The organism is Saccharothrix carnea, assembly GCF_003014735.1.
Classification (GTDB): Bacteria; Actinomycetota; Actinomycetes; order Mycobacteriales; family Pseudonocardiaceae; genus Actinosynnema; species Actinosynnema carneum.
Window position 1 is genome coordinate 259,782 of sequence record NZ_PYAX01000005.1, and the last position, 22,039, is coordinate 281,820.

Genomic DNA, 22,039 nt, shown 5'->3' on the forward strand with positions numbered 1-22,039 from the left:
CAACGGGCCAGGAGCACACTCGCCCGCATGAAGGCACTGGTCAAGGCGACCGCCGGGCCGGGGCTGTCGTTGACCGACGTCCCGGACCCCACCCCCGGTCCCGGTGACGTCGTGGTCCGCGTGCTGCGGACCGGCATCTGCGGCACGGACCTGCACATCGACTCGTGGGACGAGTGGGCCGCGCACAACATCGACGCCCCGCTCGTGCTCGGCCACGAGTTCGTCGGCGAGGTGGTGGAGACCGGACCGTCGGTGACCGGCGTGAAGGTCGGCGACCTGGTCAGCGGCGAGGGCCACCTGGTCTGCGGCACGTGCCGCAACTGCAAGGCGGGCCGGCGGCACCTGTGCGCCAACACGCGCGGCCTCGGCGTGCACAGCGACGGCGCGTTCGCGCAGTACGTGGTGCTGCCCGAGCAGAACGCCTGGGTGCACCGCGCACCCGTGGACCTCGACGTGGCGGCGATCTTCGACCCCTTCGGCAACGCCGTGCACACCGCGCTGTCGTTCCCGGTCATCGGCGAGGACGTGCTGATCACCGGTGCCGGGCCGATCGGGATCATGGCGGCGGCCGTGGCCAAGCACGCGGGCGCGCGCAACGTCGTCATCACCGACGTCAGCGAGCACCGGCTGGAGCTGGCCCGCGAGGTCGGCGTGGACCTCGCGCTGAACGTCGCCGAGCGCACGATCGCCGAGGCGCAGGCCGAGCTGGGCATGTCCGAGGGCTTCGACGTCGGCATGGAGATGTCCGGCAAGCCGGTCGCGCTGCAGGAGATGATCGGCAACATGGCCCACGGCGGGCGGGTCGCCATGCTGGGGCTGCCCGCCGAGGAGTTCGCGGTCGACTGGAGCAGCGTCGTGCTCAAGATGCTGCACATCAAGGGCATCTACGGCCGGGAGATGTTCGACACCTGGTACTCGATGTCGGTGCTGCTGCAACGCGGCCTCGACCTGACACCGGTGATCACGCACCGGTTCGACTACACGGCGTTCGACGAGGCGTTCGCGACGGCGCGCGAGGGCAAGTGCGGCAAGGTCATCCTCGACTGGACGGGAGCTCACTGATGTACGGCGCGATGCGCGAGGACCTGAGGGCGGGCCTGGACGAGATCCGCGCGGCCGGGCTCTACAAGGCGGAACGGGTGATCGGCACGCCGCAGAGCGCCGCCGTCCGGGTCGGCTCCGGCGCCGAGGTGCTCAACTTCTGCGCCAACAACTACCTGGGCCTGGCCGACCACCCGCGACTGGTCGAGGCCGCGCACGAGGCGTTGGACCGGTGGGGCTTCGGCATGGCGTCGGTGCGGTTCATCTGCGGCACGCAGGAACCGCACAAGGAGCTGGAACGGCGGTTGTCGGAGTTCCTGGGCACCGAGGACACGATCCTGTACAGCTCGTGCTTCGACGCCAACGGCGGCCTGTTCGAGACGCTGCTCGGCGCGGACGACGCGATCATCTCCGACGAGCTGAACCACGCGTCGATCATCGACGGCGTGCGGCTGTCGAAGGCACGCCGGTACCGGTACAAGAACCGGGACATGGACGACCTGGAGCGGCAGCTCAAGGACGCCGCAGACGCCCGCTACCGGCTCATCGCCACGGACGGCGTGTTCTCCATGGACGGCTACCTCGCGCCGCTGGACGACATCTGCGACCTGGCCGAGCGGTACGACGCGCTGGTCATGGTGGACGACTCGCACGCGGTCGGCTTCACCGGGCCGAACGGCCGCGGCACACCCGAGCTGTTCGGCGTGCAGGACCGGGTGGACATCGTCACCGGCACGCTCGGCAAGGCGCTGGGCGGCGCGTCCGGCGGCTACACCTCGGGCCGGGCCGAGATCGTGGAGATGCTGCGGCAGCGGTCGCGGCCGTACCTGTTCTCCAACTCCCTGGCGCCGTCGATCACCGCCGCCGCGATCGCCGCGCTCGACCTGCTCAGCTCGTCCGGCGAGCTGCTGACCAGGCTGCGCGAGAACACCGCGCTGTTCCGGTCGCGGATGACCGAGGCGGGCTTCGACCTGCTGCCGGGCGAGCACCCGATCATCCCGGTGATGATCGGCGACGCGGCCGAGGCGTCCCGGATGGCCGACCTGCTGCTGGAGCAGGGCATCTACGTGATCGGCTTCTCGTACCCCGTCGTGCCGCACGGCAAGGCGCGGATCCGGACCCAGATGTCGGCGGCGCACTCGACCGACGACGTGAACCGCGCGGTGGACGCGTTCGTCGCGGCCCGCGACCGGATGTGAAGCCTCATTTCCTGCCGCTGTTGCCCCAGATGCCGGCGAACAGGAGCAGGATCGCGGACACCAGGATCGAGAGGGTCACGACGACGCCGTTCATCTCCAGCTCGCCCGCCCGCGCGCTGGGCACGACGAAGCCGAACACGACCAGCACGAGCAGGCCGAGGCCGGCGATGACCGTTTCGGTGGTGCGGAGCGAACGCATGGCTCTTGGTACCGCACCCGCGCCGGGCGTGCACGTCGTGACAACGGGACCGTGATCGACCCACGGCGGCTGCGGGTGCTGCGCGCGCTCGCCGACCACGGCACCGTGACGGCGGCGGCGCACGCGCTGCACCTCACGCCGTCCGCGGTGTCGCAGCAGTTGGCCGCCCTGGAGTCCGAGGTGGGGCACGCGCTGCTGCGCCGGCGGGGACGGCGGGTGTCGTTGACCGCCGCCGGCGACCTGCTGGTCCGGCACGCCAACGCGGTGGCCGCCGAGCTGGAACGGGCGCAGGCGACGCTGGCCGCGTTCGCCTCCGGCGCCACCGGGCGGGTGGAGGTCGGCAGCTTCGCGTCGGCGATCACGCAGGTCGTGGCGCCCGCGCTGGCCGCGCTGCGGGTGTCCGCGCCGGACGTGACGCTGCGGGTGCGCGACGTGGAGGGGCACGCCAGCGTGCCGTTGCTGCTCGACGGCGAGATCGACCTGGCGATCACCGAGGAGTACCGGCTGCGCACCGACGACCGGCGGCTGACCCGGTTCCCGCTCTACACCGAGCCGTTCGACGTGGTGCTGCCCGCGCAGCACCCGCTGGCCGGGCGGGCGGACGTCGACCTGGCCGACCTCGCGGACGACGACTGGGTCGTGCCGCTGCCCGGCAACCCGGTGCGCGACGTCGTGCAGCTGGCCTGCGAGCACGCCGGCTTCGCGCCGCGGATCACGCACACGTCCGACGACTTCCGGGCGGTCGGGGCGTTGGTGCACGCGGGCGCGGGTGTGGCCCTGGTGCCCCGCAACGCCGTGCGCGGTGTGCCGGTCCGCGGCACGGCCCCGTTGCGGCGCGTGGTGGCCGCGGTGCGGCGGGGCAGCGAGGAGCACCCGTTGATCAGGCTCGTGCGCGATGCCCTGCTGGACGCCGTCGGTCAGTGAGGCGCTCGGGCGGCCAGCTTCGCCGCCGCCGGGTCGGCTGCCGCCACCGCGCCGCGGGCCGCCAGCTGGCACAGGTCGAAGCTGGTGGCGGCGAGTCTCGAGCCGACGCCCGCCAGCGCCGTGTGGTTCATCGACAGGCTCGTCACGCCCAACCCGGTCAGCACGCACGCCAGCAACGGGTCGGCGGCGGCCTCGCCGCACACGCCCACCGGCTTGCCCAGGGCCGTGCCCGCGTCGCCGACCAGCTTGACCAGCCGGAGCAGGGCGGGCTGCCACGGGTCGTTGAGCGCGGCCACGGCGCCGACCTGCCGGTCCGCCGCGAACACGTACTGCGCCAGGTCGTTGGTGCCGATGGAGACGAAGTCGACCACCGCGAGGATCTCCTCGGCGACCAGGGCCGCCGCCGGTACCTCGATCATCACGCCCGCGCGCCGGAGGCCGGCCGCCCGCGCCCGTTCCACGAACCACGCGGCCTCGGCGGCGGTGGCGACCATCGGCGCCATCACCGACACCTCGGCGTCGGTGTCGGCGGCGGCCAGGGCGATCGCTTCGAGTTGGCGTTCCAGCACGTCGGGGCGGTCGAAGGCGACCCGCAGGCCGCGCACGCCCAGCGCCGGGTTGGGCTCCGGGTCGGGCGCCAGGAAGGGCAGCGGCTTGTCCGCGCCCGCGTCCAGCGTGCGGACCACGACGGGCTTGCCCGCGAACGGCGCGAGCACCGCCGCGTACGCCTGGCGCTGCTCGTCCACCGAGGGTTCGGCCGCGGCGGACAGGAAGCAGAACTCGGTCCGGAACAGGCCGACGCCCTCCGCCCCACCGGCCGCCGCGGCGACCGCGTCCGCGGGCGAGCCGACGTTGCCGAGCACCTTCACCCGGTAGCCGTCGCGCAGCACGCCGACGCCGTTCCACTCCGCCCGTCCGGCGACGTGCGCGGCGCGGACCGTGCCATCGGACGCCTGCACCACGCCGGTGTCGCCGTCCACGAGCAGGGCCGGCACGTCGAGGTCGAGGATGCCGCGGCACGCGACCACGGCCGGGATGCCGAGCGAGCGGGCCAGGATCGCGGTGTGCGAGGTGGGGCCGCCCTCCTCGGTGACCAGCGCCAACACCTTGGCCGGGTCGAGGCCGGCGGTGTCGGCGGGCGCGAGGTCGCGGGCCACTAGCACGGACGGCGCGGGCAGCGGCGGCACGCCGGGCGGGGCCACGCCGAGCAGTTCGGCGACCAGCCGGTCCCGCACGTCGCGGACGTCGCGGGCGCGTTCGGCCATGTACCCGCCCGCCGCTTCGAGGGCGGTGATGAACCCGGCGGCGGCCTGGTGCACGGCCCGTGCGGCGGGCAGCGAGTCCCCGGTGACCAGCTTCTCTGCCTGGGACAGCAACGCGGGGTCGGCCGCCATCGCCGCGGTCGTCTCCAGCACGTCCTTCGCTTCACCGCTCGCCGCGGCGGCCCGTGCCCGCAGACCGGCCACGACGACGTCCGCGGCGGGCCTGATCCGCGCGGCCTCGGCCGCGGGATCGGTCGGCGCGGGCCCCGCGGCCGGTTCACCCAGCGGCTCGGCGACCCGGACCACCGGCCCGGACGCCCGCCCGGAACTCACCCCGACACCACTCAGCCGCGCACTCGACATGGTCTAGACCATACCCCCAGCTCGACGGGACGTGAAGGACAAGCCAACGCCACCGTGCCCCGACGCGCTACCGCTTTCACTCTTTCCGATCTTCTCGCACCCGCTCCAGGGTCGGGTACGACGGTTGCGCGCCGGCCGACGTCACCGACAGGGCGGCCACGCGGACGGCGAACCGGGCGGACTCCTCCAACGACCAGCCGGACGACAGGCCGACCGCCAACGCGCCCGCGAACGCGTCACCGGCACCCGTGGTGTCCACAACGGACACCACGGGCGCGTCGACTTCCACCACACCGGACGGCGTGACGACGGCCGCGCCGCGCGAGCCCAACGTGACCACGGCGGACTTCGGACCCAACGCCGGCAACCCCTCGAACGACGGCGCCAGCGACGCCGCCTCGTGCTCGTTCACGATCAGCGGGTCCAGCAGCGCCAACGTCTCCGCCGGCACCTCGACCACCGGCGACAGGTTCAGCACCGGCCGGACGCCGCGCGACGCCGCGACCTCGACCGCGTGCGCCACCGTGGGCACGGGCACCTCCAACGAGCACACCAGCACCGAGACGTCGTCCCACCTCACCGCCTCCACATCGGACACGCCCACGTCGGAGTTCGCGCCGGGTGCGACGACGATCGCGTTCTCGCCGTCCGGCGTCACGGTGATGTACGCCAAGCCGGTCGGCCGCGACGACGTGCGGACGAAGTCGGTGCGCACGCCGGACGACGACAGCGACCCCCGCAGCAGCTCCCCGTACTGGTCCGAGCCCACGGCCCCGACGAACGCCACCTCGGCACCCAGCCGGGCGGCGGCGACGGCGGTGTTGGCGCCCTTGCCGCCGGGCAGGACGACGGTGTCGCCGCCGAGCACCGTCTCACCGCCGGCAGGGCGGCGTGGCACCGCGACGACGAGGTCCGCGTTGGCCGAACCGAGCACGAGAACAGTCACGACGGGAACTGTGCCAGGTCCGGGCGTGACCGGTTCGGTACCCGGTTGAGTAGTGGTACGGATTCCGGATACACCGGATCGCGGCGATCCTGGTCACATGACCGGTACCGGGCAGGACCCCTTGATCAGGCTGGCAGACGAACTCGGGCACCTGGGCCGCCGCCTGGAAGCGGTCGGCCAGGAACTGCACCGGGTCGGCAGCGCACAGCCGGTGGCGACGCTGGACCGGGCACCCGTCGAGACGGTGGACCGGGCACCCGCCGACTCGGCCGCCGCGAGTGAGCCGACCGCACCCGCACCGGCCGGTCAAGCCGCGCAGGACCGGACCCGGCCGATCACGGCGACCGCGCAGGCGGCGAGCCAATCGGCCTCGCACACCGATCCCGCCGCGAGCCGGCCGACCTCCCAGACCGTCCCCGGCGCGCCGGCGCCGACCTCCCCGACCGGCCACACCGCGCCGGCCCCGGCCCAGCCGACCACGACCCGGCACACCGGTCCCGCCCCGCAAGCCGCGCCCCGGCCCACGGGTCCCACCACACCGGGCCAGGCCGGGTACGTCGCAGGTCAGCCCACCTACCAGCCACCCCAAGGCGGTTCGGGCTGGGGCGCGCCCACCCACCACTGGACGCCCACCCCTCCGCCGCCGCCCGGCCCCACCCTCTTCGACCGGCTCGGCAAGGACGGCGCGGGCAGCAAGTTCCTCGCCTGGGTCGGCGGCGCGGTCACGCTGCTCGGCGTCGTCCTCCTCCTCGTCCTCGCCGTCCAGCGCGGCTACCTCGGCCCGCTGCCCCGCGTCCTCGGCGGCGCCGCGCTGGGTGGCGTGCTGGTCGGCCTCGGCCTGTGGCTGCACCGCACCCCGGCCGGCCGCACCGGCGCGTTCGCCCTCGCCGCCACCGGCATCGCCGTGCTCTACCTGGACGTCATCGCGGCCACCTCGATCTACGAGTACCTGCCGGAAGGCGGCGGCCTGGCCGCCGGACTGCTCATCGCGGGCGCCGGGCTCCTGCTCGCCCTGCGTTGGGACTCGGCCGCCCTCGCCATCGGCGTGGTCGCCGCCTGCGCCGTGTGCGCGCCCGTCCTCACCGAGGGGTTCACGCCGCTGCTCGTCGCATTCCTGCTGGTCCTGAAGATCGCGGCGAGCCCGGTGCACCTCAAGCGCGACTGGCCGTGGCTCGCGGTCACCGCGGGCGTGCCACCGCTGATCGCCTCGGTCCTGGTGATCGGGCGCGCGGACGAGTACGTGCTGGCCGGGATCTCCTTGCTGGCCGCCGTGATCGGAGTCGCCGCCGCCGTCCTCACCGTCCACGTCCGGCCCGGTGACATCACCGCGCTCGCCCTCGCCATCGGCTCGCCGATGCCCGCCCTGCTCACGACCGCCGTGCTCGACCGCTACCTCGGCGCGGGTGTCGCGGGCTCCGTCGCCGTGCTGATGCTGGCGTTGTGGGCGGTCGGGCGGCGGTCGTTGCCGAAGAACTTCAGCGCGGCGGTCGGCGCGGTCGGCGTGTTCGCGTTGTTCCAGGCGACGGCGCTCGCCCTCGACGGCAGCACGCGTGCCGCGGTGGTGCTGGCCGAAGCCCTGGTGCTGGCGTTCCTGGCCAAGGTCCTCGCGTCACGCGGTCCGCTGGTCGGGTCGCTCGCGTTCGGCGGCATCGGTTTCCTGCTCACCGTCGCGTACGCGGTGCCGCCGCGACTGCTGCTGGACGAACCGTGGCGTGTGGACGGCGCGGGGTTCCTGGTGTCCGGCATGCTGACCGCGCTGGTCCTCGGTGGCCTCACGGTCGTGCTGCCGTGGGTCGCGACGGGCCTGCGCGTGCTGGGCAGGCACCCGTTCCCGTGGATCGCGGCGGGTGTCGTGCTGCTGTACGCGGCGGCCGGGGTCGTGTTGTGCGCCGCGCTGCTGGTGTCGCAGGACGTGACCGGGTTCCTCTTCGGTCACTCGATCGTGACGGTGTCGTGGACGGTCGCCGCACTGGTGCTGCTGGTGCGCGGCATCGACCGGAAGTCGCTGCGGGTGGCCGGGTTGGTGCTGGTCGGGGCGGCGGTGGCGAAGCTGCTGCTGTTCGACTTGGCCGCGTTGGACGGCATCGCGCGCGTGCTCGCGTTCATCGGCGCCGGCCTCGTCCTCCTGACGGCGGGCACCCGTTACGCCAAGCTGGTGGCAACTCGACGAATTTCGGCTGATTCGTAGCTCTCGGGATCCAAAACGGCCCGGACTGCGTCAACCTGGTGGTAGAGGTCTACGTCGTCGGGGTACGACCACCGGTGCTCCGGCACCGGCAGGGGTCCGGCGTCGGTCGTTTCGCCCCCCGAGCGACCGGCGCCGGGCGCACCGCCGCCGTTGCCGCCCGTCCCGCCGCCGCGGGCGGCAGCCAGGGCGGACACCGGGAACCCCACATCACCCGGTCCGGCACAAAAGGCACTCGCACGTAGGACGAAGGTGGAACCCGACCGCGCGGCGGTGTTCCCATCGAGCCATGTGGGGACGACGACGTACCGCAGCCCTGGGCACCGCCGCTGTCCTCCTCGCCGCCGCACTCGCCGCGGCGGGCCAAGACCGCCCGCACATCGTCACCGCCGCCGGCACGCCCGTGCCCAGGGCGTACGTGATCGAGCGCGACGGCCACGTGCAGGCCCTCGACACCACCGACGGGCGGGTCCTGGCGAGCGCGAACACGGGCGCGTGGACCACGGGCGCGGCGGTCGGGCCGGGTGGCCGCCGGGTGTACGTGGTCAACGGCTGGGCGGGCGTGATCACGGCGGTCGACCCGGTTGCGGGCAAGGTGGTTGGCCGCATCCACACCCGCGCGAAACTGGCGCAGGCGGTGCTGCGCCCGGACGGCAAACGCCTCTACGTCACCGGCGGCGGCGCGGTGGCCGTGGTGGACCCGGTGACGTTCCGCCTGGTCGCGGCGATCAAGGCGGGCGGCCAGCCGCAGGGCATCGCGGTCACGCCGAACGGCCGCCGGCTGTACGTGGCCAACGCGCAGGACGGCACGGTGAGCGTGCTCGACACCGAGACCGCCAGCCCGAAGACCACGATCGACGTGGAGGGCATGCCGCAGCACGTCGCGGTCAGCCCGGACGGTGCCGCGGTCTACGTCAGCTCCCTCGACCCGGGCGAGGGCGCGGGCACGATCTCCATGATCGACCCGCGCACGGACGAGCTGCGCTGGTCCACACCGGTCGGCAAGGGCGGGGGCAGCATCGCGGTCACCCCGGACGGGCGGCGGGTCTACGTCGCGCTGGACCGCCGCGTCGCCGTCGTCGACACCACCACCCGCACCACGAAGGTGTTGCGGCTCAAGGCCAGGACGCTGGCCATCCCGCCCGGTGACCGCCGCGTGTTCCTGTCCACCGGCAACACGGTGACCGTGCTGGACAGCACCGACCACCGGGTGACGACCACGTTGCAGCTCAGCGGCTTGAACGACGAAGGCCGCGGCTTCACGGCCACGGCCATCGCGTTCGAACCCCTCGACCTCTCCTGAGCAGAGGCGCTAGACGGGCTGCGCCAACTTCTGGTTGCCGTCCTCGCCCGCGATCTCGTCCTCCACGGGCGCCTCCTCGTGGATCGCCATCCGCTCCTGGATCCGCCGCAGCGGCCCCGGCGCCCACCAAGCAGCGTCGCCGAGCATCTTCATCACCGCGGGCACGAGCAGCATCCGCACGACGGTGGCGTCCAGCGCGAGTGCCAGGATCATGCCGACGCCGACGAACCGCATCATCGTGATCTGCGAGAACGCGAACGCGCCGGTCACCACGATCAGCAGCAGCGCCGCCGCCGTGATCACCCGCCCGGTCTTCGCCAGGCCCGCCGTCACCGCTTCCTCGGTCGACGCGCCACGACCGCGCGCCTCGACCATCCGGGACAGCAGGAACACCTCGTAGTCGGTGGACAACCCGAAGACCACGGCCGCCATCAGCACCACGATCCCGGACTCCAGCGGCGCGGGCGTGACGCCGAGCAGCGACGCGCCGTGCCCGTCCTGGAACACCCACACCAGCACGCCGAACGTGGCCGACAGGCTCAACGCGCTCATCACCACGGCCTTGATCGGCAGCAGCACGGACCCGAACGCCAGGAACATCAGCACGAACGTGGCGCCGACCAGCAGCACGATCATCAGCGGCAGCTTGTCGGCGATGGCGTCGAGGCTGTCGGTCACCATCGCGGTGCTGCCGCCGACGAGCACCTCGTCACCCGGCCCGGCCAACGCGCGCACGTCCCGCAGCGCCTGCTTGGACTCGTCGCTCAACGCGTCCTGGTCCAGCCCGGCGTTGATCAGCCACACGCCGTTCGCGGGCTCGGCGGCGACCTGCGCCTCGCCGACACCGGGCACCGCGCCGACGTCGGCGACGAACTCCTGCACGTCGGCGGGTGACGGGTCGCCGGTCACCACGATCTTGAAGCCGGAGTTGGACAGCGCGGCGAAGTCGGTGTTGATCGTCTCGGCGGCGACCCGGGCCGGGTTGCCCTCGGGCAGCACCTTCTCGGTGACCTCGCCGAACTTCACGCCCAGGAACGGCGAGCCGAGCGCGAGCAGCACCAGCACGATCGGCAGCGCGAACAGCACCGGGCGCTTCATCACCCGACCGGCCAGCCTGCGCCAGCCGCCCTCGGACGGCGTCTTCTTCTTCCGCCACGGCAAGGCGAGCTTGTCCACCCGGTGGCCGAGGACGGCGAGCAGCGCGGGCAGCAGGGTCAGCGACACGACCGCCGCGATCGCCACCGCCGACATGCCGCCGTAGCTCAGGGACTTCAGGAAGCCCTGCGGGAACAGCATTAGCCCGGCGAGCGCGATCACCAGCAGCGTCGCGGAGAACAGCACGGTGCGTCCCGCCGACATGACCGTCCGGCGCACGGCGTCCGGTGTGTCGCGGCCCGCGGCCAGCTCCTCCCGGAACCGGCCGACCATGAACAGCCCGTAGTCGATCGCCATGCCGAGGCCGAGCAGGCTGGCCACGTTGACCGCGAACGAGTTCACGTCGGCGACCAGCGAGACGGCGTGCAGCACGCCGAGCGAACCGGCGATCGCCAGGCCGCCGACCAGCACCGGCAGCGAGGCGGCGACCAGGCCGCCGAAGATGATGATCAGCAGGACGAGCACGATCGGCAGCGACACGGCCTCGGCCTTGGTGAGGTCGGAGGCGGACATGTCGTTGATGGCCTTCTGGGTGGGCACCAGGCCACCCACCTGGGCGTCCAGCGCGTCGACCTGGAGCTGGTCGGCGATCTGCTCGTACTGCTTGAGCTGGGTGTTGTTGTCACCCGAGCGCAGGGTGATCACGACGAGGGACTTGCCGCTCTCCGGCGACGGCACCGGCGGCAGCACCTTCAGCACCGCGTCGGTCGGCAGGTCGGCCAGCTCGGTGGAGATCCGCTGGAGCTGGGCCGGGTCGGTGGTGTCGTAGACCGCGAGGACGTCACCGCCCTGGCGGCCGAACGCGTCCTGCGCGACCTCGTTGGCCCGCGCGGCCTCGCTCGTCGGCGCTTCGTAGCCGCCCTGGCTGAGCCGGTCGAACACGCCGAGACCCCAGATGCCGCCGACCACCGCGAGGGCCACCGTGGCGATCAACACCACCCACCTGCGGCGGTACGCCAGCGATCCCCACTTCGCGAACACGCGTCCTCCCAGGCAGGTGGGTTACGGTTGGGTGAATGGCGTCAACTACGTAAACACCGTTCACTGACTCGTCCCGAAGCTATACCCGGGTGAACACCGTTTACAACCTGATTGGGTGACTATGACCGAGGCCACTCGCCGCGAGCGACTACGGGTGGAGACCGAGCGGGATATCAGGCGACAGGCGCGTGCCCTGCTCGTGGAACACGGCCGGGACGCCGTGACTCTGCGTGCCATCGCCCGCGAGGTCGGCATCACCGCCCCCGCGCTGTACCGGTACTACGACTCGCGCGAGGACCTGCTCCGCCGGCTCGCCGAGGACGTCTGCACCGACCTCGCCGCGGAGCTGGACGCCGACCTCTCGCGCATCGACGAGGACGACGTCAGCGCGCAGGTCTACGCGGTGTGCCGCGGCTTCCGGCGCTGGGCGCTCGCCCACCCGCAGGAGTTCACCCTCGTGTTCGCGTCCACCGAGGACACCCTCGGCTCGTGCGGCCCGAACGGGGACCGCAGCCAGGTCGGCGACCAGTTCGGCCGGGTGTTCCTGGAGGTCGCGGGCAGGTTGATCGCGAGCCACCCGCTGCCGGACGACCTCGGCGACGACGACGTGCCCGAGGAGCTGCACGCCGACCTGGCCGCGTTCCAGCAGATCCTGCTGGCCACCGTCAACGACCGCGGCGTCGCGGTGGACGGGACCGTCCTGCCGCTCGGCGCGGTCTACCACATCACGCAGTCGTGGGTGCGCATCTACGGCCACGTGGCCCTGGAGGTGTTCGGCCGCTTCCCGTTCGCGGTGTCCAACCCCGAGCCCATGTTCGACTCGATGCTGGCGCAGATCCTCGGCGAGATGGGTTTTTAGTCACCTCCCGCAGCCGTGACGTGCGACTTCCGGGCATACCTGCTGGGCCGTTCGAGGGCTTTTCGTCCCCGTGGCGCAACCGGTGGCACCCGGGCGGGGTTGCATGTGGTGGCCGCACGGCGAGAACTTCTCGGGGCGGGGGGATGGTGGCACGGAAGAGTTCGGACAAGGGGTCCGGTGGCGTGGCGTTAGTGGCCGCGGTGCTCGTCGTCCTCGCGGGCGCGGGCGGCGCCGGTGGCGCGGCGCTCAACTCGGGCGCGAGCGGCGGTGGCGGTGCCGCCCCCGTGGAGAGCATCAGCGTCCGCAAGTGGGACGCCAAGCGCGCGGCCCGGGGCGGTGACGCCGCGGGCGCGATGAGCCACCTGGGTGTCGGGATCAGCAAGCAGGCGGTCAAGCAGGAGCTCGACTGCCTGGCCAACTCGTTCGGCCAGGTGCGCGACTTCTTCGCGCGCACGCCGTGCACCTCGCTCGACCGCCTGCTGCTCGCCGTGGGCGACCAGGCCGGTAACGCGGCCGTGGTGTCCGTGGTGTGGGTGACGTTCCCCGGGCGCAACCAGGCCCGGCAGTTCGACCGGGTGATCGACGTCGCGGGCTCCGGTGACGTGCAGCCGTTGAGCGGCACGGTCGTCGGCCTGCCGGAGGTCCACTTCACCGCCCAGCACTACTGGTCGGAGATCAAGGACACGACGATCACCATCGCCGAGTCGGAACCGGCGACCGGGCACGTCGAGCCGGACCTGCTCGACGCGATGACCGAAGTGGCCGCCCAGTTGCCGCGCCCGTGAACCCCTGTCCGTGAACCCTGTCCGTGAACCCCGCTACAGCACGACGTTGACCAGCCGGCCGGGCACGACGATCACCTTGCGCGGCGTGCCGCCGTTCAGCAGCTCGGCCACCTTCACGTCGGCCAGCGCCGCCGCCTCGATCTCCGGCACCGACGCCGACGCGGGGACGACCACGCGCGCCTTCACCTTGCCGTTGACCTGGATCGGGTACTCCACCGTGTCCTCGACCAGGTACTTCTCCTCCGCCGCCGGGAACGGCCCGTGCGCCAGCGACTCGGTGTGGCCCAGCTTCGACCACAGCTCCTCGGCGACGTGCGGGCTCAGCGGTGCCAGCATCAGCACCAGCGGCTCGGCCAGCGCGCGCGGCGCGCCGCCCGGGAAGTGCTTGGTGACGTGGTTGTTCAGCTCGATCAGCTTCGCGCCAGCCGTGTTGTAGCGCAGGTTCGCGAAGTCGTCGTGCACGCCCGCGATCGTCTTGTGCAGCAGTCGCAGCGCTTCCTCGCCCGGGTCCTCCCCGGTCACCCTCGGCTCGCCCGTGGTCTCGTCGACCAGGTTGCGCCACAGCCGCTGCAGGAACCGCTGCGCGCCGACGACGTCCTTGGTCGCCCACGGCCGCGAGACGTCCATCGGGCCCATCGACATCTCGTACAGCCGGAACGTGTCGGCGCCGTACTTCTCGCACATCTCGTCCGGCGTGACGACGTTCTTCAGGCTCTTGCCCATCTTGCCGTACTCGCGCTTGACCTCTTCGCCCTCGAAGAAGTACTTGCCGTCGCGCTCCTCGACCTGCTCGGCGGGCACGGGGGTGCCGCGCGAGTCGCGGTACGCGTACGCCTCGATGTAGCCCTGGTTGAACAGCCGCCGGTACGGCTCGTCACCGGACACGTGGCCCAGGTCGAACAGCACCTTCTGCCAGAACCGCGCGTACAGCAGGTGCAGCACCGCGTGCTCCACGCCGCCGATGTACAGGTCGACGCCGCCGGGGTCGGTCGCGCCGTGCTCGGCCGTGCGCGGGCCCAGCCAGTACCGCTCGTTCTCCTCGTCGACGAACCGCTCGGTCTCCGTCGGGTCCACGTACCGCAGCTGGTACCAGCACGAACCGGCCCAGTTGGGCATGGTGTTGGTCTCGCGCCGGTACCGCTTCGGCCCGTCGCCCAGGTCCAGCTCGACGGTGACCCAGTCCTCGGCGCGCGACAGCGGCGGCGACGGCTCGGAGTTCGCGTCGTCCGGCTCGAACGTCCGCGGTGAGTAGTCGTCCACGTCGGGCAGCTCGATCGGCAGCATCGACTCCGGCACCGCGATCGGTGTGCCGTCCTCGTCGTACACGATCGGGAAGGGCTCGCCCCAGTACCGCTGCCGGGAGAACAGCCAGTCGCGCAGCTTGAACTGCACGGTGCCCTCGCCGCGGCCCTGCTCCTCCAGCCAGGCGATGATCTTCTTCTTGGCCTCGTCGACGTCCAGCCCGTCCAGGCTGACGCTGCTCCCGTGGCTGGAGTTCACCGCCGGGCCGGTGCCCGTGTACGCCTCGCCCTCGAAGTCGGCGGGGGGCTGCACGGTCCGGATGATCGGCAGGTCGAACGCCTTGGCGAAGTCCCAGTCGCGCTGGTCCTGGCCGGGCACCGCCATGATCGCGCCGGTGCCGTAGCCCATCAGCACGTAGTCCGCCACGTACACCGGGATCCGCGCGCCGTTGACCGGGTTGACCGCGTGCGCGCCGGTGAAGACGCCGGTCTTCTCCTTGTTCTCCTGCCGGTCCAGTTCGGACTTGCGGGAGACCTCGGCGCGGTAGGCGGCGATCGCGTCGGCCTGCTCGGCGGACGCGATCACGTCCACCAGCGGGTGCTCGGGCGCCAGCACCATGTACGTGGCGCCGAACAGCGTGTCCGGCCGGGTGGTGAACACCTCGACGTCCACGCCGTCGTGCCCGGCGACGGCGAACTTGACCCGGGCGCCGTGCGAGCGCCCGATCCAGTTGCGCTGCATCGCCTTGATCTTGTCCGGCCAGTCCAGCCGGTCCAGGTCGTCGATCAGCCGGTCGGAGTACGCGGTGATCCGCATCATCCACTGGCGCAGCGAGCGCCGGAACACCGGGAAGTTGCCGCGCTCGCTGCGGCCGTCCGCGGTGACCTCCTCGTTCGCCAGCACGGTGCCCAGGCCGGGGCACCAGTTCACCGGCGCCTCGGACAGGTACACCAGGCGGTACTGCCCCAGCAGCTTCTCCCGCTCCACCCGGGACATCCCGTCCCACGGCCGGCCCGGCGTGGCCCGCTCACCCGAGGCGAACTGCGCCTCCAGCTCGGTGATCGGCCTGGCCCTGCCAGCCGCCGGGTCGTACCAGGAGTTGAAGATCTGCAGGAAGATCCACTGGGTCCACTTGTAGTAGCCCGGGTCGATGGTGGAGATTCGCCGGCGCTCGTCGTGGCCCAGGCCCAGCCTGCGGATCTGCCGCAGGTAGGTCTGGATGTTGTCCTCGGTGGTCTTGCGGGGGTGCTGCCCGGTCTGCACGGCGTACTGCTCGGCGGGCAGGCCGAACGCGTCGAAGCCCATCGTGTGCAGCACGTTGCGGCCGTTCATCCGGTGGTACCGGGCGAACACGTCGGTGCCGATGAAGCCCAGCGGGTGGCCCACGTGCAGGCCCGCGCCCGACGGGTACGGGAACATGTCCTGTACGAACAGCTTGTCCGCGGGCACGTCGCCCTTGAGCGGCCCGACCGGGTTCGGCGCGTGGAAGGTGCCCTGCTCCTCCCAGTGCTGCTGCCAGCGCCGCTCGATCTCGCCGGCCAGCTCGGCGGTGTAGCGGTAGGCGGGCGTCGCGTCCGCCGCGTCGGTGCTCATCGGGATGTCCCTCTCCATCGGTACCTGCCCCTGACATGACGAAACCCCCCAGCCCGGAAGGGCATGAGGGGTTGCCGCGCGGACCTGGCTGTCGAGGTCTGCGCGGCTAGCTAAGGAGCAGGCGGGCCTTGCTCATGTCGTCAACGGTATCAGCGCAGCGCAAGCGCGATGAACCGGGTGAACTCCTCGGCCGCGAAGTTGTCGTCGCTGACCAGCAGCAAGGTGCGCTCGCCGGTGGGCAGGGTCGGGCCCCAGGTGAGGCCTTCGACGTTGTCGATCACAGGCAGCGGGAAGTCGTGCAGGTCGGCGAGCTGCCTCTTGCGGACCGGGCGGACGTCGTCGGCGAGGACGTCCTGGTCGCGCACGTCCGTCGCACCGGCGATGTCGACCTGGAAGAGGCGGACCTTGTAGTCCGCGCCGGGCACCCAGCTGCGTTCGAGGGCGTAGTAGCGGCCGGGGACCCTCGGGTCGGCGAGGATGGCGGGCACGCCGGCGTCCGGGCCCCACGGTCCGGGCTCGGGCTCGGCGAACAGCGGTTCCAGCGGGTAGGCGTGCTGGCGCACGACCACGCCGTCGCGGGTCTGCACGGTGAGGCGGGTCCGGGCGCCCTTCTGCGCGGTCGGCACCTCGCCGTCCTGCAGGAGCGGGCCCTCGACCACGCTGGTGAGCAGCGCGCCGTCGCGGGAGAAGGTGATCGCTTCGAGGGCGAGGTTGCGGCGCGGGCCGCGGTCGGGGGTGTAGGCGTAGTTCTCCGGCAGCGGCAGGGTGCTCGCGTAAGCGCCGTCACGTTCGGCCTGCTGGATGGACGGCTGGACGAGGGTCTGGCCCGGGGTCGTGGGCCGGTCGCCCTCCTGGCTCCACCAGTAGTCGCCGGTCACCGGGTCGACCCGGATCTCCTCGGGGTCCACGGTGCGGCCGTCGCCCAGGGACGGCCGCGAGTAGGTGCCGCCGTCCGCGTGGCGCAGCGCGTGCGTGCCCGTGATGCGGACGTCGTGCACGCCGGAGTCGTCGATGCGCAGGTCGGCGGTGTAGAAGCGGGCCGGGTCGGTGTACGAGCGGTCGTCGCTGATCAGGACGTACTCGCCGGTCTTCGGGTCGCGGTCGACGCCGGACAGGCCGCCGACCGTGGTGTCCGCGAACTGCAGCGCGTGCGGCAGGGTCGTGTGGCCGAGGAAGCGGACGGTGGGCGCGGCGGAGGCGGCGGGCGCGGCCGAGGTGAGCGCGGCGACGGCGACCGCGGCGGCCACGCAAGATCGAATTCTCATGGTTGCGAGCTTCCCGAGCGGGCGGTGCCGTCCGTAAGGACACCTTCGGGTGAAGCCGGGGCTGGTTCGACCAAGATCGAAGGACCGGCCTACCCTCGTCAGGGTGAACATCGTGCTGCCTGTGGTGCTGGGTCTGATCGGTGTCGCGTTCGCGACGATCGGCTTCCTCGGCGTGCGGGGCCGACTGCACCGCAACCGCTTCTTCGGCGTGCGGACCAAGGCCACGCTGCGCGACGACGAGACGTTCGCGCTGGCCAACAAGATCGCCGGGGTGCCGAACGTGGCCGCCGGTGCGATCGCGCTCGTGGCGGCCGTCGCGGCGGCGGTGAACCCGTCGTTGGCGCTGGTCATCGGCCTGGTCGCGCTGGTCGGCAGCGTGGTGGTCGCGAGCGCGGGCGGCGTGCTGGGCCACCGGGCCGCCGAGGCGGTTCCCGAGCAGGCACCGGCCGGGTGCGGCGGCTGCGCGTGCTCCGGCGCCGGCGGCGGCTGCAGCGTCCTGACGCGGGCCTAGTTCCTCCGGATATCGGTCGGGAAGGTCGCCATCAGCGCCGTGGGCATGCCCTGACGGCGCAGCACCCGACCCCACAGGTCGACGTTCGGCGGGGTGAGCACGTCGTCGGGCAGGCCCTTCACCACGATCCAGTCGCCGCGCGCGATCTCGTTGCCCAGCTGGCCCTCGCCCCAGCCCGAGTAGCCCGCGAACACCCGCATCCCGCGCACCTTCGCCACCAGCGCGTCCGGGTCGGCGTCCAGGTCGACCAACGCCACCGGACCGTGCACGCCGACCACGCCGTCGAGTGACGCGAGGTCCTCGCCGGTGCGCAGCGCGGCCAGGCACAGCGCCGTCTTCTGCTCCACCGGCCCGCCGATGTAGACGGCCTGCGGCCTGGTCACGTGCGGCCCCCACGCGGGCAGCACGTCGTGGACCGCGACCTCGCTCGGGCGGTTCAGCACCACGCCGAGGCTGCCTTCCTCCCGGTGGTCGATGACGTAGACCACGGTCCGCAGGAAGTTGGGGTCGGTCAGAGTCGGTGCCGCGACCAGCAGGGAACCCGGTTCGACGTCGGCATCAGCGCGCACACCACGCATGATCCCAGACAACGCCCTCGGTCCCGGCGACGCAGCACGCGGACGGCGCGGAAGCGGCATCGACGCGGCACGGACGCCGGGCCGGAACATCCGGGTTACCGTGTTCGTTGTAGTGACCGTCAGGCGCCATCGAGTCCCCCGGGCCCACTGAAACGCCTACGCGGAATACCGTCCGGCTGGAGCCGCGTAGTGCCACCCGCCGAGAGGCGACCGGGCGCCTGGCACCAGGGAGGCCGGACCCCACGCGGGTCCGGCCTTCGTGGTTCGCGGGTGCGGAGGCATAGGCTCACCACCGTGACCACTGCCGGCACCACCGCGGCGAAGCACCACCTCGGTGTCCGGAAACTCCTCGCGCTGGCGGACTTCCGCAGGCTGCTGGCCTCCCGGCTGGCCGCCCAGTGGGGTGACGGCCTGTTCCAGGCGGGCCTCGCCGGCGCGGTCCTGTTCAACCCCGAGCGCCACGCCGACCCGCTCGCCGTCGCGGCCGGGTTCGCCGTGCTGCTGCTCCCGTACTCCGTGGTCGGACCGTTCGCGGGCGCCCTGCTCGACCGGTGGGACCGCCGCCGGGTGCTGGTGGTGGCGAACCTCACGCGCGCCGTGTTCGTGCTGCTCACCGCGGCGACGGTCGGGCTCGGCCTCGACGGGGTGCCGCTGTACGCCTCGGCGCTGTTCGTCACCGGGGTGAGCCGGTTCGTCGGCTCGGGCCTGTCCGCGTCGCTGCCGCACGTCGTGGACGGCGACCACCTGGTGGAGGCGAACGCGTTCGTCACCACGCTCGGCGCGTTGACCGCCGTGCTCGGCGCGGGCTGCGCGGTCGGCCTGCGGTCGGTGTTCGGCTCCGGTGACGGCGGCTCGGCGTGGACCACGGCGTTCGCCCTCGCGGGGTCGCTCGGCGCGGCTTTCCTGGCCTCCCGCTTCGCGCGTGGCGCCCTCGGGCCGGACGAGGTGGACGAGCCCAGCCGGACGGTCACCGCGGTGGCCCTGGGCCTGCTGGACGGCGCACGGGCGGCGTGGCGCGCGCCCAGCGTCGCCGCCGCCTTGCTGGCGCTGCTCGCGCACCGGCTGGCGTTCGGCGCGTCGCTGCTGCTGACGTTGCTGCTGATGCGCAACTCGTTCACCGACTACGGGCCGTTCAAGGCCGGTATGGCGGGGCTCGGCGAGGTCGCCGTCGCCGGCGGTGCGGGCATCCTGCTGGCGGGACTCGTGACCGACCGGGTGGTGGGCGTGCTCGGCCGGCGCGGCACGGTCTGCGGCGCGCTGCTGCTGGCCGCCGCCACCCAGCTCGGCCTCGGCCTGCCCATGCTGCTGCCCACCATCCTGGCCGCGTCGTTCGTGCTCACATTCGCGGGCCAGGTGGTGAAGCTGTGCGTGGACGCGGCCGTGCAGGGCGACATCGGCGACGAGGTTCGCGGCCGGGTGTTCGCCCTGTACGACACGCTGTTCAACGTCACGCAGGTGGCAGCCGTGACCGCCGCGGCGGCCGTCGTCCCGTTGGACGGTCGGTCGCCCGGACTCGTGATCGCCGCGACGGTGGCCTACCTGCTCGGCCTGCTCGGCTACCTGCTCTTGATCAAGCGGTCACCCGCCACCCACCGCTGACCTCACCCGCGAGGTCGCGTCGACCGTTCGCGGCCCATCCCGCGGCGATCACGCTTTTCGATCGTCGCGGGATCGGTCGCGAACGGTCGACTTCCAGGCGACCGAGCCGCCGTCTGCGGAGCAGCGGCAATCGAACACGGCCATTCAACGCGGTAGCGGTAGCCGGATGATCCCCGTCTCGTGCGCGTAGACCACGGCGGCCATCCGGTCACGCAGGTTCAACGCGCGCAGGATCTCCGACACCACCGCCCCCACCTGGTGCTGGCTCAACGCCAGCACCCGCGCTATCTCGTGGTCCGCGAGCCCCCTGGCCAGGCAGCGGAGCACGGCCCGCTGCCGGTCGGAGAGCTCGTCCAGCCCTTGTGCCCGGGTGCCCCCCTCGGACAATCCCCAAGCGTTCATACGACACCACCCCCAGTGCGCGTGTGACGCACACAGTCATGGTCCCGCAACAGGCTGTCACTGGCCAAGCCCAATGACCGAGATTGGTCACTTGGTGTCAGTCACGCGGTGGCTGGACGCCCTCCGCACGGGCCCACTCGAGCAGCTCCGCGACCGCCTCGTCGTGGTCGAGCGGACCGCGGTCCAGGCGCAGCTCCTTGAGGAACTTCCACGCCTTGCCGACCATCGGCCCCGGTGGCAGGCCCAGCAGCCGCATGATCTCGTTGCCGTCGAGGTCCGGCCGCACGCGCTTGAGGTCCTCTTCGGCGGCGATCCGCTCGATGCGGCGCTCCAGGTCGTCGTACGTGCGCTGCAACGCGTTGGCCTTGCGCCGGTTGCGGGTGGTGCAGTCGGCGCGGACCAGCTTGTGCAGGCGGGTGAGCAGGTGGCCCGCGTCGGTGACGTACCGGCGCACCGCCGAGTCGGTCCACTCGCCGCTGCCGTACCCGTGGAAGCGCAGGTGGAGGTACACGAGGTCGGCGACGTCCTCGACGATCTCCTTCGAGTACTTCAGCGCGCGCAAACGCTTGCGGACCATCTTCGCGCCGACCACCTCGTGGTGGTGGAACGACACGCCGCCGCCCTCCTCGAACCGGCGGGTGTCCGGCTTGCCGATGTCGTGCAGCAACGCGGCCAGCCGCAGCACCAGGTCCGGCTCCGGGCCGTCCTCCAGGTCGACGGCCTGCTCCAGCACGACCAGCGAGTGGTGGAACACGTCCTTGTGCTGGTGGTGCTCGTCGATCTCCAGCTTCATCGCGGGCAGCTCGGGCAGCACCACGTCCGCCAGCTTCGCCTCGACCATCAGCTCCACGCCCGCCCGCGGGTGCGCGCCGGTGAGCAGCTTGGACAGCTCCACCTGCACGCGTTCGGCGGTGATGCGGGTCAGCTCGCCGGACATGGCCGCCATGGCGTCCAGCACGCGGGGCGCGACGGTGAAGCCGAGCTGGGACACGAACCGGGCCGCGCGCAGCATCCGCAGCGGGTCGTCGGAGAACGACTCCTGCGGGGTCGCGGGCGTGTCCAGGACCCTGGCCCGCAGCGCCTCGCGCCCGCCGGTCGGGTCGATGAGGTGCCGGTTCACCACGTCGTACGCCATCGCGTTGACGGTGAAGTCGCGGCGGACCAGGTCGCCCTCGATGCTGTCGCCGAAGGTCACCTCGGGGTTGCGGGTGACGCCGTCGTAGCTGTCCGCGCGGAACGTGGTGATCTCGACGGTCTGCCCGTGCTTGGTCGCGCCGACCGTGCCGAACGCGATGCCGGTGTCCCAGATCGCGTCCGCCCAGCCCTTGAGCAGCGCCATGATCCGCGGCGGCCGGGCGTCGGTGGTGAAGTCCAGGTCACCGGACAGCCGCCCGAGCACGGCGTCCCGCACGCTGCCGCCCACCAGGTACAGGCGGTGACCGGCCGCGGCGAAGCGGTCGGCCAGTTCCTCGGCGACGGGGAGGGCGCTCAGCAGTTCCACCACGGCATTGTCCTGCTCGGGAGAAGTGGCGGCGGGTGCGATGGGTCCGGACACGAGGATCCAGCCTACTGGTCACCGGCCCGCCGTCCGAACGAGTTGACCGCGCAGTTGATCACCAGCCGCCACCGGGCTGTCACGTCCGGTAA

General features: G+C 72.3%; 18 protein-coding genes. 9 read left to right on the forward strand and 9 right to left on the reverse strand.

Annotated features, from left to right (window positions below):
• Window positions 1–27 precede the first annotated feature (27 nt).
• Entirely contained in the window at window positions 28–1,062 is a 1,035-nt protein-coding gene (gene tdh, locus B0I31_RS16025) for an L-threonine 3-dehydrogenase (RefSeq protein ID WP_106616191.1), read from the forward strand.
• The gene (locus B0I31_RS16030; protein ID WP_106616192.1) at window positions 1,062–2,240 is read left to right on the forward strand and encodes a glycine C-acetyltransferase; all 1,179 of its coding nucleotides are present in this window, start codon (window positions 1,062–1,064) and stop codon (window positions 2,238–2,240) included. The genes tdh and B0I31_RS16030 overlap by 1 nt, the downstream gene beginning before the upstream one ends.
• Before the next feature lie 4 nt (window positions 2,241–2,244).
• Here B0I31_RS16030 and B0I31_RS16035 read toward each other — a convergent pair whose 3' ends face one another.
• A complete protein-coding gene (locus tag B0I31_RS16035; protein WP_106616193.1) occupies window positions 2,245–2,439 on the reverse strand; it encodes a hypothetical protein in 195 nt (64 codons plus the stop codon).
• A 51-nt stretch (window positions 2,440–2,490) separates the two neighbouring features.
• On the opposite strand from B0I31_RS16035, the gene B0I31_RS16040 reads away from it, so the two are divergent.
• Window positions 2,491–3,363, forward strand: a complete 873-nt coding sequence (locus tag B0I31_RS16040; protein WP_106616194.1) for a LysR family transcriptional regulator — start codon at window positions 2,491–2,493, stop codon at window positions 3,361–3,363.
• Here B0I31_RS16040 and ptsP read toward each other — a convergent pair.
• Window positions 3,357–4,988 carry a phosphoenolpyruvate--protein phosphotransferase gene (gene ptsP / locus B0I31_RS16045; protein WP_106616195.1) on the reverse strand — a complete coding sequence of 544 codons (1,632 nt, stop codon included), beginning with the start codon at window positions 4,986–4,988 and terminating at the stop codon, window positions 3,357–3,359. The two genes, B0I31_RS16040 and ptsP, sit on opposite strands and share 7 nt — an antisense overlap.
• A 76-nt stretch (window positions 4,989–5,064) precedes the next feature.
• Window positions 5,065–5,934 carry a ribokinase gene (locus B0I31_RS16050; protein ID WP_106616196.1) on the reverse strand — a complete coding sequence of 290 codons (870 nt, stop codon included), beginning with the start codon at window positions 5,932–5,934 and terminating at the stop codon, window positions 5,065–5,067.
• Window positions 5,935–6,031: 97 nt separating this feature from the next.
• Between B0I31_RS16050 and B0I31_RS16055 the strand changes: the two genes are divergently transcribed.
• Together B0I31_RS16055 and B0I31_RS16060 are read left to right on the forward strand one after the other, a co-directional pair.
• Window positions 6,032–8,122 carry a DUF2339 domain-containing protein gene (locus B0I31_RS16055; protein ID WP_106616197.1) on the forward strand — a complete coding sequence of 697 codons (2,091 nt, stop codon included), beginning with the start codon at window positions 6,032–6,034 and terminating at the stop codon, window positions 8,120–8,122.
• Between the two features lie 286 nt (window positions 8,123–8,408).
• Complete coding sequence (locus tag B0I31_RS16060; RefSeq protein ID WP_106616198.1) at window positions 8,409–9,422, forward strand: YncE family protein; 1,014 nt, start codon at window positions 8,409–8,411, stop codon at window positions 9,420–9,422.
• A gap of 9 nt (window positions 9,423–9,431) precedes the next feature.
• Here the strand turns inward: B0I31_RS16060 and B0I31_RS16065 are convergent, their stop codons facing one another.
• Window positions 9,432–11,558, reverse strand: a complete 2,127-nt coding sequence (locus tag B0I31_RS16065; protein WP_106616199.1) for an MMPL family transporter — start codon at window positions 11,556–11,558, stop codon at window positions 9,432–9,434.
• Window positions 11,559–11,679: 121 nt separating this feature from the next.
• Here B0I31_RS16065 and B0I31_RS16070 point away from each other — a divergent pair, with 121 nt between their 5' ends.
• Both B0I31_RS16070 and B0I31_RS16075 read left to right on the forward strand, forming a co-directional pair.
• Entirely contained in the window at window positions 11,680–12,417 is a 738-nt protein-coding gene (locus B0I31_RS16070; protein ID WP_106616200.1) for a TetR/AcrR family transcriptional regulator, read from the forward strand.
• Between the two features lie 182 nt (window positions 12,418–12,599).
• Complete coding sequence (locus tag B0I31_RS16075) at window positions 12,600–13,202, forward strand: hypothetical protein (RefSeq protein ID WP_146173863.1); 603 nt, start codon at window positions 12,600–12,602, stop codon at window positions 13,200–13,202.
• 33 nt (window positions 13,203–13,235) lie between these two features.
• Here the strand turns inward: B0I31_RS16075 and leuS are convergent, their stop codons facing one another.
• Both leuS and B0I31_RS16085 read right to left on the reverse strand, forming a co-directional pair.
• A complete protein-coding gene (gene leuS / locus B0I31_RS16080; RefSeq protein ID WP_106616560.1) occupies window positions 13,236–16,037 on the reverse strand; it encodes a leucine--tRNA ligase in 2,802 nt (933 codons plus the stop codon).
• Window positions 16,038–16,186: 149 nt separating this feature from the next.
• Window positions 16,187–17,302, reverse strand: a complete 1,116-nt coding sequence (locus B0I31_RS16085; protein ID WP_106616202.1) for an esterase-like activity of phytase family protein — start codon at window positions 17,300–17,302, stop codon at window positions 16,187–16,189.
• A 103-nt stretch (window positions 17,303–17,405) separates the two neighbouring features.
• On the opposite strand from B0I31_RS16085, the gene B0I31_RS16090 reads away from it, so the two are divergent.
• Window positions 17,406–17,813: an SdpI family protein gene (locus B0I31_RS16090; protein ID WP_106616203.1), complete on the forward strand. Its 408-nt coding sequence runs from the start codon at window positions 17,406–17,408 to the stop codon at window positions 17,811–17,813.
• Here the strand turns inward: B0I31_RS16090 and B0I31_RS16095 are convergent.
• Window positions 17,810–18,391: a YqgE/AlgH family protein gene (locus B0I31_RS16095; protein ID WP_106616204.1), complete on the reverse strand. Its 582-nt coding sequence runs from the start codon at window positions 18,389–18,391 to the stop codon at window positions 17,810–17,812. The genes B0I31_RS16090 and B0I31_RS16095 overlap by 4 nt on opposite strands.
• Window positions 18,392–18,685: 294 nt before the next feature.
• On the opposite strand from B0I31_RS16095, the gene B0I31_RS16100 reads away from it, so the two are divergent.
• Window positions 18,686–19,990, forward strand: a complete 1,305-nt coding sequence (locus tag B0I31_RS16100; protein ID WP_106616205.1) for an MFS transporter — start codon at window positions 18,686–18,688, stop codon at window positions 19,988–19,990.
• A gap of 144 nt (window positions 19,991–20,134) precedes the next feature.
• Here B0I31_RS16100 and B0I31_RS16105 read toward each other — a convergent pair whose 3' ends face one another.
• On the reverse strand, window positions 20,135–20,392 hold the full coding sequence (locus B0I31_RS16105; RefSeq protein ID WP_073897834.1) for a response regulator transcription factor: 258 nt from the start codon (window positions 20,390–20,392) through the stop codon (window positions 20,135–20,137).
• Window positions 20,393–20,489: 97 nt separating this feature from the next.
• A complete protein-coding gene (locus B0I31_RS16110) occupies window positions 20,490–21,947 on the reverse strand; it encodes a CCA tRNA nucleotidyltransferase (RefSeq protein WP_245949966.1) in 1,458 nt (485 codons plus the stop codon).
• Window positions 21,948–22,039: the final 92 nt, after the last annotated feature.